13 protein-coding genes are annotated in these 13,670 nt (G+C 73.8%); 7 read left to right on the forward strand and 6 right to left on the reverse strand.

What is annotated here, in order from left to right; genetic code table 11:
* Nucleotides 1-87: 87 nt before the first annotated feature.
* Together AC5WRT_RS35710 and AC5WRT_RS35715 are read right to left on the reverse strand one after the other, a co-directional pair.
* Complete coding sequence (locus tag AC5WRT_RS35710) at nucleotides 88-978, reverse strand: M56 family metallopeptidase (protein WP_496098344.1); 891 nt, start codon at nucleotides 976-978, stop codon at nucleotides 88-90.
* Nucleotides 975-1,358, reverse strand: coding sequence for a BlaI/MecI/CopY family transcriptional regulator (locus tag AC5WRT_RS35715; RefSeq protein WP_496098345.1), 384 nt, complete (start codon nucleotides 1,356-1,358; stop codon nucleotides 975-977). Before AC5WRT_RS35715 ends, AC5WRT_RS35710 begins: the two co-directional genes overlap by 4 nt.
* A gap of 228 nt (nucleotides 1,359-1,586) precedes the next feature.
* Between AC5WRT_RS35715 and AC5WRT_RS35720 the strand changes: the two genes are divergently transcribed.
* The 3 genes from AC5WRT_RS35720 to prcB all read left to right on the forward strand — a co-directional run bounded on the left by AC5WRT_RS35720 (nucleotide 1,587) and on the right by prcB (nucleotide 4,975).
* The gene (locus AC5WRT_RS35720) at nucleotides 1,587-3,071 is read left to right on the forward strand and encodes a hypothetical protein (protein WP_496098359.1); all 1,485 of its coding nucleotides are present in this window, start codon (nucleotides 1,587-1,589) and stop codon (nucleotides 3,069-3,071) included.
* Nucleotides 3,068-4,048, forward strand: coding sequence for a lysylphosphatidylglycerol synthase domain-containing protein (locus AC5WRT_RS35725; RefSeq protein ID WP_496098346.1), 981 nt, complete (start codon nucleotides 3,068-3,070; stop codon nucleotides 4,046-4,048). Before AC5WRT_RS35720 ends, AC5WRT_RS35725 begins: the two co-directional genes overlap by 4 nt.
* 72 nt (nucleotides 4,049-4,120) lie before the next feature.
* On the forward strand, nucleotides 4,121-4,975 hold the full coding sequence (gene prcB / locus AC5WRT_RS35730) for a proteasome subunit beta (RefSeq protein ID WP_496098347.1): 855 nt from the start codon (nucleotides 4,121-4,123) through the stop codon (nucleotides 4,973-4,975).
* Between the two features lie 479 nt (nucleotides 4,976-5,454).
* Here the strand turns inward: prcB and AC5WRT_RS35735 are convergent, their stop codons facing one another.
* The 4 genes from AC5WRT_RS35735 to AC5WRT_RS35750 are packed head-to-tail and all read right to left on the reverse strand — an operon-like array spanning nucleotide 5,455 to nucleotide 8,093.
* The gene (locus AC5WRT_RS35735; protein WP_496098348.1) at nucleotides 5,455-6,120 is read right to left on the reverse strand and encodes a response regulator transcription factor; all 666 of its coding nucleotides are present in this window, start codon (nucleotides 6,118-6,120) and stop codon (nucleotides 5,455-5,457) included.
* On the reverse strand, nucleotides 6,074-6,826 hold the full coding sequence (locus AC5WRT_RS35740) for a phosphatase PAP2 family protein (RefSeq protein WP_496098349.1): 753 nt from the start codon (nucleotides 6,824-6,826) through the stop codon (nucleotides 6,074-6,076). Before AC5WRT_RS35740 ends, AC5WRT_RS35735 begins: the two co-directional genes overlap by 47 nt.
* On the reverse strand, nucleotides 6,823-7,437 hold the full coding sequence (locus AC5WRT_RS35745; RefSeq protein WP_496098350.1) for a phosphatase PAP2 family protein: 615 nt from the start codon (nucleotides 7,435-7,437) through the stop codon (nucleotides 6,823-6,825). The genes AC5WRT_RS35740 and AC5WRT_RS35745 overlap by 4 nt, the downstream gene beginning before the upstream one ends.
* Nucleotides 7,434-8,093, reverse strand: a complete 660-nt coding sequence (locus tag AC5WRT_RS35750; protein WP_496098351.1) for a DedA family protein — start codon at nucleotides 8,091-8,093, stop codon at nucleotides 7,434-7,436. Before AC5WRT_RS35750 ends, AC5WRT_RS35745 begins: the two co-directional genes overlap by 4 nt.
* A 211-nt stretch (nucleotides 8,094-8,304) precedes the next feature.
* Between AC5WRT_RS35750 and efeU the strand changes: the two genes are divergently transcribed.
* From efeU to AC5WRT_RS35770, 4 genes are all read left to right on the forward strand, one after another.
* On the forward strand, nucleotides 8,305-10,338 hold the full coding sequence (efeU, locus tag AC5WRT_RS35755) for an iron uptake transporter permease EfeU (protein WP_496100959.1): 2,034 nt from the start codon (nucleotides 8,305-8,307) through the stop codon (nucleotides 10,336-10,338).
* A gap of 47 nt (nucleotides 10,339-10,385) precedes the next feature.
* Nucleotides 10,386-11,657, forward strand: coding sequence for an iron uptake transporter deferrochelatase/peroxidase subunit (gene efeB, locus AC5WRT_RS35760; RefSeq protein WP_496098353.1), 1,272 nt, complete (start codon nucleotides 10,386-10,388; stop codon nucleotides 11,655-11,657).
* Nucleotides 11,658-11,755: 98 nt separating this feature from the next.
* Nucleotides 11,756-12,907: a Nickel transporter NicT gene (gene nicT / locus AC5WRT_RS35765; RefSeq protein WP_496098354.1), complete on the forward strand. Its 1,152-nt coding sequence runs from the start codon at nucleotides 11,756-11,758 to the stop codon at nucleotides 12,905-12,907.
* An 83-nt stretch (nucleotides 12,908-12,990) separates the two neighbouring features.
* Complete coding sequence (locus AC5WRT_RS35770; protein ID WP_496098355.1) at nucleotides 12,991-13,467, forward strand: DUF5709 domain-containing protein; 477 nt, start codon at nucleotides 12,991-12,993, stop codon at nucleotides 13,465-13,467.
* Nucleotides 13,468-13,670 lie beyond the last annotated feature (203 nt).

Consider the following 13,670-nt stretch of genomic DNA (forward strand, 5'->3'; position numbering starts at 1 on the left):
TCTCGGCTCGGCCCGAGCCCAGGGGGGACTCCCGTCGTTGCGGCGTCGCATGTCCGCAGAGCGTCGCGCCCGTTCGGGGGCGCGCTGTCAGCCGAGGACGCCGGACAGCTGCCGCAGCAGGTCCCCCGTCGCGTCGGCGGCGAGGAGCGTGGAGAGGGCGCCCAGGAGGAGGACGGCCGCCGCGGCCGGCCACAGCCGTGGCGGCGGGCTCGTCTGCAGGGCCGCGATCCGGCGGGAGACCGCCCGGTCGGTGAAGCCGAGGGTGCAGGCGCTGCTCCGGCCGGCGGTGAGGGCGGCCCGGGCCAGCGCCCGGGCGGTGGTCCGCCGGTCACTGACCGCCGACGCCGCCTGCTCGTCCGCCCAGCGCTCCACCAGGAACGCGACGGCCGAACGCACCGGGCGCAGCAGCGGGTCGGCCGCGACGGCGAGCGTCGCCGCGGTGACCAGGGGCCCGTGCCGGTGGGCGAGATGGGCGCGCTCGTGGGCGAGGAGCACCCGGCGCTCGGCGGGCCCCAGAGCGCTCAGCATCGACGAGGTGACCAGGATCCGGCCGGGCCGGCCCGGGATCGCGAAGGCCTGCGGGACCGTGGAGTCGGCGACGATCAGCTCCGTGTCCGGCGGGTGCCCCGCGCACATCCGCCGCAGCGCCCGCCGGATGCACCGCTCGGCGCGCACGGCCCGGTACACCCGTACGCCGACCGCCACGAGAGCGAGACAGGCGGCCACACCGATGGCCCCGGGCACCGGATCCGTCACCGGGTGCCCGTCCTCGCGGGCCTCGCGGAGCAACGGCGGCGCCTGGCCGAGCAGCGCCGCGGCCAGCAGGACCAGCGACCAGGTGGTGGCGGCGGCCGTCAGCACGGCCGCCGAGGTGAGCACGCGCGCGGCGAGGGCCGGGGCGACCCACCGGACGATCAGCGGGCCGGCCACGGACAACAGCAGCGACAGCACGAGCGGGGTGTACACGTCGTACCTCATGCGCCGTCCCCCGCGAGCAGTTCCCGCAGCGCCCGCTCCTCCTCCGGGCTCAGCCCGGTCACGAACTGCTGGAGCGCGGCGATCGGGTCCGGGCCCCGGTCCAGGGCCTCGTGCATCGCCTGTGCCGTCAGCTCCGCCGCGTTCTTCGCCGGCCGGTACGCGCCGCGCCGGCCGGCGGCGTCCCGCAGCACCAGCCCCTTGTCGTACAGGCGTTTGAGAATGGTGTGCACCGTGTTGTAGGCGAGCGCCCCGTCGACCTCGGCCTGTATCTCGGCCGGGGTCAGCGGCCGGTCCGTGGCCCAGAGCGTGGCCAGCACCTCGCTCTCCAGCGCACCGGCGCTGCGCCGCTCCGCCCTGCCGCGGGACCCTGTGCCAGCCATGCCCCAACCTTACAGCGCGTAGTGCCATCGGCCGGATGGCCCTGTCCGCCCGGTGAAAGACCAGGGTTCGGGATAGTTTGGTGATGTTTTCCCCGCGGCTCGACGGTGTTTTCACCTTGCTTTGCGGTGTTCTCACCTTGCTTGGCGTGTTTTCCCGACTCCCGTCCTCGACCCTACAAACAGTAGGGTGACATGGGCTCCGCAGATCGCGGGGCATGAGGGGTGATGATGGCCGGCAGCGCGCACGCCACACTCGCCGGGCTGCGGCGTGAGCGCGCCCGACGCGCGTCCGCCGGCCCGCGGCTGCGGCCCACCGCCCCGCTCGCCGCCGTGGCGGCCGTCTTCGTCCTGGCCCAACTGCTCCTCGTCCGGCCCGGCATGGGCCTCGGCTGGGACGAGACCGTGTACGTCAGCCAGGTCAGCCCGCAGGCGCCCGCCGCCTTCTTCAGCGCCCCGCGCGCCCGCGGCGTCTCGCTGCTCGTCGCGCCCGTCGCCTCCTGGTCCACCTCCACCGCACTGCTGCGGACCTACCTCGCGCTCCTGTCCGGGCTCGCCCTGTACCTGGCCCTGCGCGTCTGGCGCGGCCTGCTCCCGGTGCGCGTCCTCGTCGTCGCCGGTGCCCTCTACGCGTCCCTGTGGGTCACCCTCTTCTACGGCCCGCAGGCCATGCCCAACTACTGGGTCGCCGTCGGCGCCCTGGCCGCCGTCGGCTGCTTCCTGCGCGTCCGGTCCGACCGGTCCGACCGGACAGCGCTGTGGGGCCTGGCGGCGAGTGCCGCCCTCATGGCGTGGATGCGGCCCATGGACGCCGTCTGGGCGGTGCTGCCGCTCCTCGCCCTCGGCCTCGCCCGCAACCCTCGCCGACCGCTGTGGGTACTGCTCGCCGGGCTCGCGGCCGGGGCCGCCGAATGGGTGATCGAGGCGTACGCACGCTTCCGCGGTCCGCTGCACCGGCTGTCCGAGGGCTCGGCGATCCAGGGTGGCCTCGGCTGGCACCCGGCCGTGGTCGACCAGCTGCGCAGCCTCGGCGGCCGGGCGCTGTGCCGGCCGTGCACCGGCGCCCTGCCCGACCCGGTCGTCACCGTGTGGTGGTTCGTCCTGCCCCTGCTCGCGCTGCTCGGGCTCGTCGTCGCCGTCCGCGCCCGGCGTACGGCGGCCACCCTGCTGCCGTTCGCCTGCGCGGTGACCGCCGCCTTCCCGTACCTGTTCCTGATCGACTACGCCGCCCCGCGCTTTCTGCTGCCGGCCTACGCCCTGCTCGCACTCCCGGTCGCGGACGCGCTGATGCACCTCGTCACCGCGCCGCGCCGGCCCTGGCGCCCGGTCGTCGTGACCCTGCTCTGCCTCGGACTCGCCGCCCATCTCGCGGTCCAGCTCGCCGTGTTGGAGAACACGGTCGGCAACACCACCCGGGACCACCGCGGCTGGTCCCGCACCGCCGCCGCCCTGCACCGCCTCGGCGTCCGCCCGCCCTGCCTGCTCACCGGCGGAGACGCCGTCCCCGTCGCCTTCCACACCGGCTGCGCCTCGGCGGCCACCTCCGGGCACAACGCCAACAGCACCGAGGCGGCCATCACCGGGACCGCCCGGCGGATCCCGGTCGCGACGCTGGTGCCCGACGGCGCCCGCCCGCCCGCATACGCCCGCGCCTGGCCGTCCGAGCCGCTCGACGGTCAGCGGCTGTACTACTCCGTACCCGGGAGCGGCCGATGACGTCCCCGCTCGCCGCCCAGGACCGGCCGGTCACCTCCTCGCCGGAAGTCGTCGTGGCCCTCGGCCGGCGGCGCGTCTGCTGGCACGCCGGTGTTCTCGTCGCCGTCCTGCTCGGCGGGCTGTACCTGGCACACCGGCACTGGGCCACCCTCGAGAGCGGGGCCGGGCGGCTGGCCGGAGCCGACCAGGGCTGGCTGCTGGTCGGCGCGACGGCGGCCCTCGGCACCTGGGCGGCCTCCGCGCTCGCCCAGCAGGGCGCGGTGGTGCGGCGGCTGCCCGGGTCCCGTCTGGTCGCCGCCCAGTTCGCCGCCTCCGCCGCCAACCATCTGCTGCCCGCCGGGCTCGGCGCGGGCGCGGTGAACCTCAGGTTCCTGATGCGCTGCGGACTGCCCGCCGGCCGCTCGGCCAGTGCCCTCGCCGTCAAGGCCGGCGCCGGCGGCGCGGTCCGGATGGCGCTGATCGCCCTGCTCGCCCCGGCCTGCCCGGGCCTGCTGCGCCTGCCGCACCTCACCCCGACGGCCCTGGCCGTCGCCCTGGGCTGCCTGGTACTGCTCGCCGTCCTGCCGGCCACGCCCTGGTGGGCGCGCTGCCGCCGAGCCCTGTCGGCGGTCCTGACCGACCTGCGGGCCCTGCACACGAGTCCCGCCCGGGCCGCGGCCCTGTGGGGCGGCTCCCTCGCCTTCGCCGCGCTGCACTCCCTGGTCGTGATCTCCGTCACCCAGGCGATCGGACTGCCGCTGCCCCCGCTCCAGGTGGCCCTGCTGTACCTCGCCGCGAGCAGCGCCGCGGCCCTGCTGCCCACCCCGGGCGGCCTGGGCTCCCTGGACGCGGCGCTCGCGCTCGCCCTCACCGTCTCCGGCGCCCCGGGCGCTGCCGCCGCCTCCGCCGTGCTCGGTTACCGGCTGCTGACCGTCTGGCTGCCCCTGCTGCCGGGTCTGCTGGTGCTCGGCGTGATGGTGCGGCGCAGGGCCCTGTGAGGGCCGGCGTTTCCCGCGCGCCCACCGCAGGTAGGACTCGGGTGAGGGCGCCGTAGCGGAGGGGGAGAAGCCATGTGGGGGAACGACGCGGCGGGGCTGCCGAGCGAGGCGTTCTTCACTCCGGGGACGTCGTCCTTCACCGAGTTCCTGGCCGCGCACCGCCCCGGCCTGGTGCCCACCACGCCCGTGCTGCCCGGCGGGACACGGACGGTGCCGGGCGCCTTCCCGCACGGCACCACGGTGCTCGCCCTCACCTACCGCGACGGCGTGCTGATCGCCGGCGACCGCCGGGCCACCATGGGTCATCTCATCGCCCAGCGCGACCTGGTGAAGGTGCACCCCGCCGACGACTTCACGGCCGTCGCCTTCGCCGGGACCGTCGGCCTCGCCCTCGACATGGTGCGGCTGTACCAGGTGGAGCTCACGCACTTCGAGAAGATCGAGGGCACACCCATGACCCTGGCCGGCAAGGCGACCCGGCTCGCGGCCATGATCCGGCAGAACCTCGCCCAGGCCATGCAGGGCCTCGCCGTGGTCCCGCTGCTCGCGGGGTACGACGTCACCGCACCGGAGGGCGGGCGCGGCCGCATCTTCGGTTTCGACGCGGCAGGCGGCCTGTACGAGAAACGGGACTTCTGCGCCGAGGGCTCCGGCTCCCCGTACGCCCGGGGTGCTCTGAAGAAGCTCTACCGGCCGGCCCTCACCCGGCGCGAGGCCGCCCTCGCCGCGCTCCAGGCGCTGTACGACGCGGCGGACGACGACTCGGCCACCGGCGGCCCCGACCTGAACCGCCGTATCTTCCCGGTCGTCTGCGTCATCACCGAGGACGGCTTCGAGCGGCTGCCGGAGGCGGAGACCGGGGACCTCAGCCGGGAGATGGTCGAACGCCGCAGCACGCGCCCGGACGGCCCGCACGCCACGCCCTGACCCCTGCGCCGACGCTCGGGATGCCCGGTCGCGCTCGCCGCCGGTTCGGGCTCCGTCTCGACGCCGTGCGGAGTTCCCGGCGGCCTGCTTCCTCCCCGGCCGCCCGGCGCCTTCGTCGGCGACCACCTCTCGCAGCCCCCGGCGTGCTCTTCCGCGCCGTCGTCCTCGGCCCGGTGCCCTTCCTCGTCGTGACCCGCGAGAACGCCACACGGGAACGGCCGTCCGAGCGGACCGCCCGACGCCGTCGGCCCGGGGCCCCGGGCCGGTCTCCGGGGCCGTGGGAGACCTCGCCGCCGGCGGAGCGGGCCGAGGCCGGCCCCGTAGTGTCCGTCGGTCGGATCGGCCCGCTCGTCGGCCGGAAGAGCCGCCCGGTGAAGGACTCGGGCACACCCGGTGGGTCGTTGGTCGCCTCGAGCCGTACGCCGTTGCTCGGTAACAGCCGAACGCGGGCGGCGGAGGGCTTTTACGGCCGGTCACGGTCATGTGAGCCGGTGGCCGACCCCGCGTGCCGTGGCGATGGTCCGGTCGCCGCCCGCCGTGCGCAGCTTGCGGCGCAGCCGGGTCAGATACTGGTCCAGTGTGTTGTCACTGCCCAGTGCTCCCTCCGGCCAGCCCGCGCGGAGCAGATCGCGGCGGCGCACCAGTTCCCCGCCCGCCGCGCCGAGCGCCGCCAGCAGCCGGAACTCCGTCGGCGTGAGGTCGACGCGCCGACCGGACACGGTGGCGCCGTGCCGGACGGCGTCCAGGACGAGTCCGCCCGCGGCGGCGGGAGCGGCCGGGGGTGTGGCCCGGCGCAGCGCGGCGCGCAGCCGGGCGGCCAGTTCCGCGAGGTGGAACGGTTTGGGCAGACAGTCGTCGCCGCCGGCCGAGAAGCCGGACAGCCGGTCCGTGAGCCCCTGACGCGCGGTCAGGAAGACGACGGGGGCGAGGAAGCCGTTGGCACGCATGGCCTGACACACGTCGCGGCCGTCGGCGTCGGGCAGGCCGACGTCCAGCACGACCGCGGACACGGCGGGGGTCGCCAGCCGCAGGGCGGTGGCCCCGTCCCCTGCGCACACCGTGTCGAAGTCCTCGTCGTGCAGTCCGCGGCGCAGTACGTCACGCAGGGCGTGATCGTCCTCGACGATGAGGATCCTGGGGCGCATCTCTCTCCACCGGCCCGCGGGCCGCGTCGTTCGGGTGGGGCGTGCCCGGCTGGGGGGCACGCGGGACGTATCGCCCGGGCAGCCACCGCGCCGCCGCGAGGGCGAGGAGACCGAGCCAGCCGACGGCGAACAGCCAGCCGCCGAGCACATCGGTGAACCAGTGCACGCCCAGGAAGACCCGGGTCAGCCCGACCCCCGCCCCCCAGCACGCGACCAGCAGGCACAGCACGCCCCGGCCGCGTGGCGCGCGCAGGCACAGGGCGGTGATCAGCAGGCCGGCGGACAGCGCGCTCGTGGTCGTGTGACCGGAGGGGAACGACCAGCCGGAGGCCTCGGTCTGCCAGTCGTACTGCGGCGGCCGGGTTCTGGCGATCAGCTCCATGACGCCGTACCGCAGCGCCTGGCCGGCGCCCAGGCACAGGACGCCGAGCACGACGGCCACCAGCCGCTGCCGCGCGGTGCGCGCCGCGACCAGCCCCGCCAGGACCACGAGCAGGTACGGCACCACGCCCGTGCCCGTGTCGGTCAGCCCGCGGGCCACCGCGACCGCCACCGGCGGACGGTGTCCCACGGACCAGGACAGCAGGTGCTGGTCCAGGTGGAGCGGCGCGTGGCCGTGCGCCACCACCGCGGCCAGCACCCCGAACGCCGACCAGGCGCCCAGGGCCGCCGCGCCCGCCGACTCGACGGGGTGCCCGAACCTCATGTGGCTCCCGACACGAGCAGGGGGCGCAGCCGGGTCTGTGCGAGCCGTTCCGCCAGGCGGGCCGGCCATCGCCGCAGCACGACCATGGCCAGGCAGCCGACCAGTCCGCCGAGCGCCGCCCCCGCGACGACGTCGTGCGGATAGTGCACCCCGACCCACACCCGGGAGGCCGCCATCGCGACCGCGCACACCGAGGCGACGGCGCCCAGCCGCCTCGAGACGAAGAACAGAGCGACCGCGGCGGCGCAGGCGACCGCCGTGTGATTGCTCGGGAACGCCCAGTCGCCGCGCGCCGGACACGCCTCCAGCGTGCGGAAGGCCAGATGGCGGCACGGCCGGTCCTCGGCGACCAGCGACTTGACGCCGCTGTTCACGCCGAACGCCACCACGACCGCCACCGGCACGGCCAGCGCCGTCATGGCCGCGCTCGCCCCGTCGCGGCGGGCCCGCCACCAGCCCACGAGCATGAGCAGCGCGAACACCGCGACACCGTAGGCCGACCACACGGCGATCGCGTCGTCCAGCCAGCCGGGGGAGCGGTGGGCGAGGTCCACCACGTCGAGGTAGAGCGGCCCGTCGACCGACGAGCCCGAGAGGGCGAGCGACGTCATCGGGTCTCCCTGGCCGCCCTGCGGGAGCGCAGCACCTCGGCGGCGAGCGGCAGCACGGACACGACGACGATCAGCGCGATCACGGGCAGCAGGTACTTGTCGACGTTCGGGATCGAGGAGCCCAGCGCGTACCCCGCGAGGGTGAGGCCGATGCTCCACACCAGACCGCTCGTCACCTGCCAGAAGGTGAAGGTCCGGGCCGGGACCTCGAGCGCCCCCGCCAGCGGGTTCAGCACCGTGCGCACCACCGGGATGAAGCGGGCCAGCACGATCGCCTTGGCGTAGCCGTAGCGCTCCAGCAGTTCCTCGGCGCGCTGCGCACCCTCGCGGAGTTTCACCGACCGACTGTGGGCCAGCAGCGCGCCGCCCGCCTTCCGGCCGAGCAGGAACCCGCACTGCGAGCCGGCCAGCGCGCCGACGGCCGCCGCCACGAGCAGCGGCCCGAGCGACAGGTGCACCCCACTGGCGGACGTCCCCGTGCACAGCAGCCCCGCGGTGAACAGCAGGGAGTCGCCGGGCAGGAAGAATCCGATCAGCAGCCCGGTCTCCGCGAAGAGCACGACGCCGACGCCGAGCACGCCGAAGGCGGCGAGCAGCGAATGGGCGTCGAGCACGTTGACCGCGAGCTGCGACGCCAGGTGTGGGGGGGTGGCCATCGCCGTACGCCCTTTCCTTCGACTTGCCTCGACAACATCCGACTACACATTTGTAGACGGTCTGCCGGACCGCAGACGAACGGGGAGCGGCGAACGTTCCTGGACTTTACTTTCCCGTTGCCGCTTTGTGGCCGTGCCGACCACCTGGCCACGGCCATGACGATGCGAGGTAAGGTATGCCTTCACTAACCAACAGGGAGGGCGGCAGGGCATGTGGGACGACGCGTTTCCGAGTTTCCTGATCGGACTCAGGGAGGGACTGGAAGCCGGACTCATCGTCTCCATCCTTGTCGCCACCCTGGTACGGGCCGAGGCGCGCTCCCGGCTGCCCCAGGTGTGGACCGGTGTCCTTGCCGCCGTCGCCGTGGCGATGAGCTTCGGTGCCGTGCTCACCTTCACCGCCGCCTCCATGCCGCAGACCGCTCAGGAGGCCTTCGGCGGCACCCTCAGTGTGATCGCCGTCGCGTTCGTCACCGCCATGGTGTTCTGGATGCGCCGCTCGGCCCGCAACCTCTCCGGAGAGCTGAGGGAGAAGGTGACCGGCGCCCTCGCCATGGGTTCGGGTGTGCTGATCCTCACCTCCTTCCTGGCAGTCGGCCGAGAGGGCCTGGAGACCGCCCTCTTCCTGTGGACCACCGCCCGGGCGGCCGGCGAGTCGGCCGGACCGCTGGCCGGCGCCGGTATCGGCCTCGTCCTCGCGGCCGGCCTGTGCTGGGGCCTGTACCGGCGGGTGCTGAAGATCAACCTGACCAGGTTCTTCACCGCCACCGGTGCCGTCCTGATCGTCATCGCGGCCGGCGTGCTCGGCTACGGGCTGCGCGACCTGCAGGAGGGCGGCGTGCTGCCCGGCGGGACCGCGTACGCGGTCGACCTTGCGAGCAGCGTCGACGCCGGCTCCTGGTACAGCACTCTCGTCCAGGGCGTCCTCAACCTCACCCCGACCATGACCTGGCTGCAGACGGTGGCCTACGCCGGCTACCTGGCCGTCGTGATGACCCTGTTCGTGCGCGGCGTGCGGGCCACCGCCCCGAAGCAGGCCGAGGAGCGCCCCGCGCGGGAGCCGGAGGCCGGCCGGTCCGAGCGGCGCCGGCCGGCCTGGGTGGTGCCGACGGCCGTGGTCGCCGTGCCCGTCGTCGTGGCGGGACTCGTCGTCGCCCTGTCCCGGCCCAAGCCCGCGGGGGACCAGACGGTCGCCGTCTCCGAGACCGAGTGCGGCAAGGGCTTCGCCGCGCCCAGGCCCGGCCGGCAGACGTTCCAGATGCACAACACCGGCGACAAGACCTCCGAGGTGTACCTCATAGACCCGTCGACCAGCGCGGTCTACGGCGAGATCGAGGGCCTCGCCCCCGGCACCACCCGCGACCTCGTCGCCACCGTCGCCGGTGGCAGCTATGCCTGGCGCTGCGTGCCCACCGGCGGCAAGGCCGTCACCTCCAGGCCGGTGACCGTCAGCGGCGGCGGCGGCGCGGCCAAGCCGGTCGTCCCCGTCTCCGAGCAGGACCTCGCCGCGCCCCTTGAGGCCTACAGGTCGTACGTCGAGCACGGCCTGGACACCCTGCGCGCCCAGACCCGCACCCTCGCCGACGACATCGAGCACAACCAGCTCGGCAAGGCCCGCAGCGACTGGCTCACCGCCCACCGCACCTACGCCTCCCTGGGTGCCGCCTACGGCACCTTCGAGGACTACGACAAGAAGATCGACGGCCGGGCCGACGGGCTGCCGGACGGCGAGCGGGACAAGGACTTCACCGGCTTCCTCCGCCTGGAGTACGGCCTGTGGCACGGCCAGTCCGCCGAGGACCTGACCGGCCCCGCCCGGCACCTCGCCACGGACGCCGCTGGCCTGCGGCGGGCCTTCCCGTCCCAGGACTTCGACCCCGGCGACCTGCCGCTGCGCGCGCACGAGATCCTGGAGAACACCCTCCAGTTCGAGCTGACCGGCGACACCGACGAGGGCAGCGGCACCAACCTCGCCACCGCCGACGCCAACCTCGCCGGCACCCGCGAGCTGCTCACCGTCCTCGAGCCGCTGCTCACCGAGCGCGCCCCCCAGCTGCTGCCGACGGTCGACGCGGACGTCGCCCGCGTGCAGAAGCTCCTGGACGCCGCCCACCACGGCGCCGGCTGGACGCCCGTCGAGAAGCTCGCCGCCAGCGACAGGCAGCGCCTCGACGGCGCCACCGGTCAGCTGCTGGAAGACCTCGCCCCGATCCCGGACCTGCTCGAGATCCGGAAGTCCGCCTGATGCCCCCCGCGCACCCGTCCTCCGCACACCCCGAAGGGAACCCCGCCATGTCCACTGCCGAACCGTCGGCCTGCCCCGTCGGGCCCGCCCGCCGCTCCTTCGTGCGGACCGCGCTCGGCGCCGGTGCCGCCGGAGCGGTCCTGGCCGGCGGCGGCCTCGCCCTCGGCGAGGCCGGCGGCACGGCCCAGGCCCAGAGCAGCGGCCCGGACGGTTCGGCCAAGGTCCCCTTCCACGGCGCCCACCAGGCCGGCATCGTCACCCCGGCGCCGACCGCCGCCGCCTTCGTCTCGCTGAACGTCATCGCCGACGACCGCAAGGGCCTCGTCGACCTGCTGAAGACGATCACCGAGCGGGCCCGCTTCCTCGCCTCCGGCGGCGCCCCCACCGACCTCGGCGTCGGCGCGCCGCCTTCCGACAACGGCATCCTCGGCCCCCAGGTCCCCTCGGACGGCCTCACCGTCACCGTCGGCGTCGGCGCCTCCCTCTTCGACGACCGCTACGGCCTGGCCAAGGCCAGGCCGGCCCGGCTCACCCCGATGCGGACCTTCCCCAACGACAACCTGAACCCGGACGAGTGCCACGGCGACCTGTCCCTGCAGATCTGTGCGCAGAGCCAGGACACCGTGCTGCACGCGCTGCGCGACATCGCCCGGCACACCCGCGGCGGCATGCAGATCAAGTGGCGCATCGACGGCTTCCAGAACGCTCCGCGCCCCACCGGCGCCCAGCGCAACCTGCTGGGTTTCAAGGACGGCATAGCCAACCCGGACATCACCTCCACGCGCGAGACGAACAAGCTGGTCTGGGTCGGCGACGGGCAGGGCGAGCCCGTCTGGACCACGGGCGGCAGCTACCAGGTCATCCGGATCATCCGGATGCTGGTCGAGTTCTGGGACCGGGTCTCGCTCACCGAGCAGGAGAAGATGTTCGGCCGCCGCAAGGACACCGGTGCCCCGCTCGACGGTGCCAGGGAGACCGACACCCCGAACTACGCCAAGGACCCGCACGGCGCGGCCATCCCCCTGGACGCCCACATCCGCCTCGCCAACCCACGCAGGCCCGAGACCGACAGCTCCCGCATCCTGCGCCGCGGCTACAACTACGACCGCGGCGTGGACAACGTCGGCAACCTCGACATGGGTCTCGTGTTCTGCTGCTACCAGCAGGACCTCAGGCGCCAGTTCGAGGCGGTGCAGACCCGGCTGATCGACGAGCCCCTGGTGGACTACATCTCCCCGACGGGCGGCGGCTACTTCTTCGCCCTGCCCGGAGTCCGGGACGGCAAGGACTGGCTGGGCCGGGGCATGTTCGCCACCTGACCTGGCCGTCCGTTATTGCGCATTAGTTGCAAGTGCGGTTGGATAGCGCAAGGCTGTGCTGTGCAGCCGTACCCGCACCTCGAAGGACGACCCACCCGATGACGGCCGCCCCTGGTTCCGCTCCGTCCCTGCCCGCCCAGGCCGACGCCAAGCGCTCGGCCTGGCATCGTGTCCGCAACTCCATGACGCGGCGGGAACGGACCAGGGTGGCCGGGATGGCGGCCTTCGTGCTCGCCCTGCACATCATCGGCTGGGGCGCCCTGGTCGGCATCATCGCGCCCCAGCACTTCAGCGTCGGCACGCAGACCTTCGGCATCGGCATCGGCGTCACCGCCTACACCCTCGGCATGCGGCACGCGTTCGACGCCGACCACATCGCGGCGATCGACAACACCACCCGCAAGCTGATGGGCGAGGGACAGCGGCCGCTGTCGGTCGGCTTCTGGTTCTCCCTCGGTCACTCCAGCGTCGTCTTCGGCCTCTCCCTGTTGCTCTCGCTCGGCCTGAAGACCCTCGCCGGACCGGTCCGCGACGACAACTCGCACCTCCACGAGATCACCGGCCTGATCGGTACGACGGTCTCCGGCACCTTCCTCTACCTCATCGCCGGGATCAACCTCGTGATCCTCGCCGGCATCTGGAAGGTCTTCCGGCAGATGCGCTCCGGCGCCTACGACGAGGCCGCCCTGGAGCAGCAGCTCAACAACCGCGGCTTCATGAACCGCCTGCTCGGCAGGGTCACCGGTTCGATCCGCAAGCCGTGGCAGATGTACCCGCTGGGCCTGCTCTTCGGTCTCGGCTTCGACACCGCCACCGAGATCGCCCTGCTGGTCCTCGCCGGCTCCGGCGCCGCATCCGGCCTGCCCTGGTACGCCATCCTGTGCCTGCCGGTGCTCTTCGCCGCCGGCATGTCCCTGCTGGACACCATCGACGGCTCGTTCATGAACTTCGCCTACGAGTGGGCGTTCTCCAAGCCGGTCCGCAAGGTCTACTACAACCTCACCATCACCGGCCTGTCCATCGCGGTCGCGCTGATCATCGGCACGGTCGAACTCCTCGGCCTCCTCGTCGAGAAGCTCGGTCTGCACGGCGCGTTCTGGGACTGGATCTCGGGTCTCGATCTCAACGTCGTCGGCTTCGTCATCGTCGGCCTGTTCTTCGCCACCTGGGCGATCGCTCTGCTCGTGTGGAAGGCGGGCCGCATCGAGGAGAAGTGGTCGGCGGCCCTGGCCGAGCAGTCCGCCGACTGAGCCGGTCGCCGTCCGAGGGGGTTAGCCGCCCCGCTGCGGGAAACGCGGACGGGGACCGCCCGCGATCCACGAGGGAGGCGACCATGAGCGACCAGCAGTCCCAACAGAACCCGATGGCCGACGACGCCTACCAGCCCACCGGCACCGACGAGGAACAGCAGGACGCCAACCCCCTGGACCTCGAGGACGCGGTCGACGAACGTACCTACGACGACGTCCTCGACGAGGGCTACTCCCCACCGGAACGCCCGCTGGGTGTCACCAGGCGAGGCACCACCGCCGCCGAGCAGCATGCGGGGGAGAGCCTGGACGAACGCCTTGCCCAGGAAGTCCCCGACGCGCAGCCATCGGTCGACGACGGGATCGGCGACCTGCCCGGCGGGGAGGGCGAGCCGGTCGACCCCGAGGCGGGCGACGCCCGGGCGGGCCGCCTGGTCGCCCCCGACGAGGGCGCGCACGCCGACACCACGAAGGAGGAGATCGCCCGGGACGTGGGGATCGACGGGGGAGCGGCGGGCGCGGAGGAGGCGGCGGTGCACATCGTGGAGGAAGAGACCTGAACCTCTCCCGCCGACGCGGCTGCGCCTGCCCGCCGACGTGGCTGCGCCGCGAGGCGCGACGGCGCCTTTTCGTCCGGATCAGGTCGGACAGGCCGCGGCGTCCGGTGCGGTGCACCCGCGTACTCGGCGTACCCGGGTGGTCCGGCAACGCGGCGAGGTGCCGTCCCCCGCGTCACGGACCCGGGCTGATCCGGACGAAACCC

The sequence above is a fragment of the Streptomyces sp. NTD91 genome, from assembly GCF_059510455.1.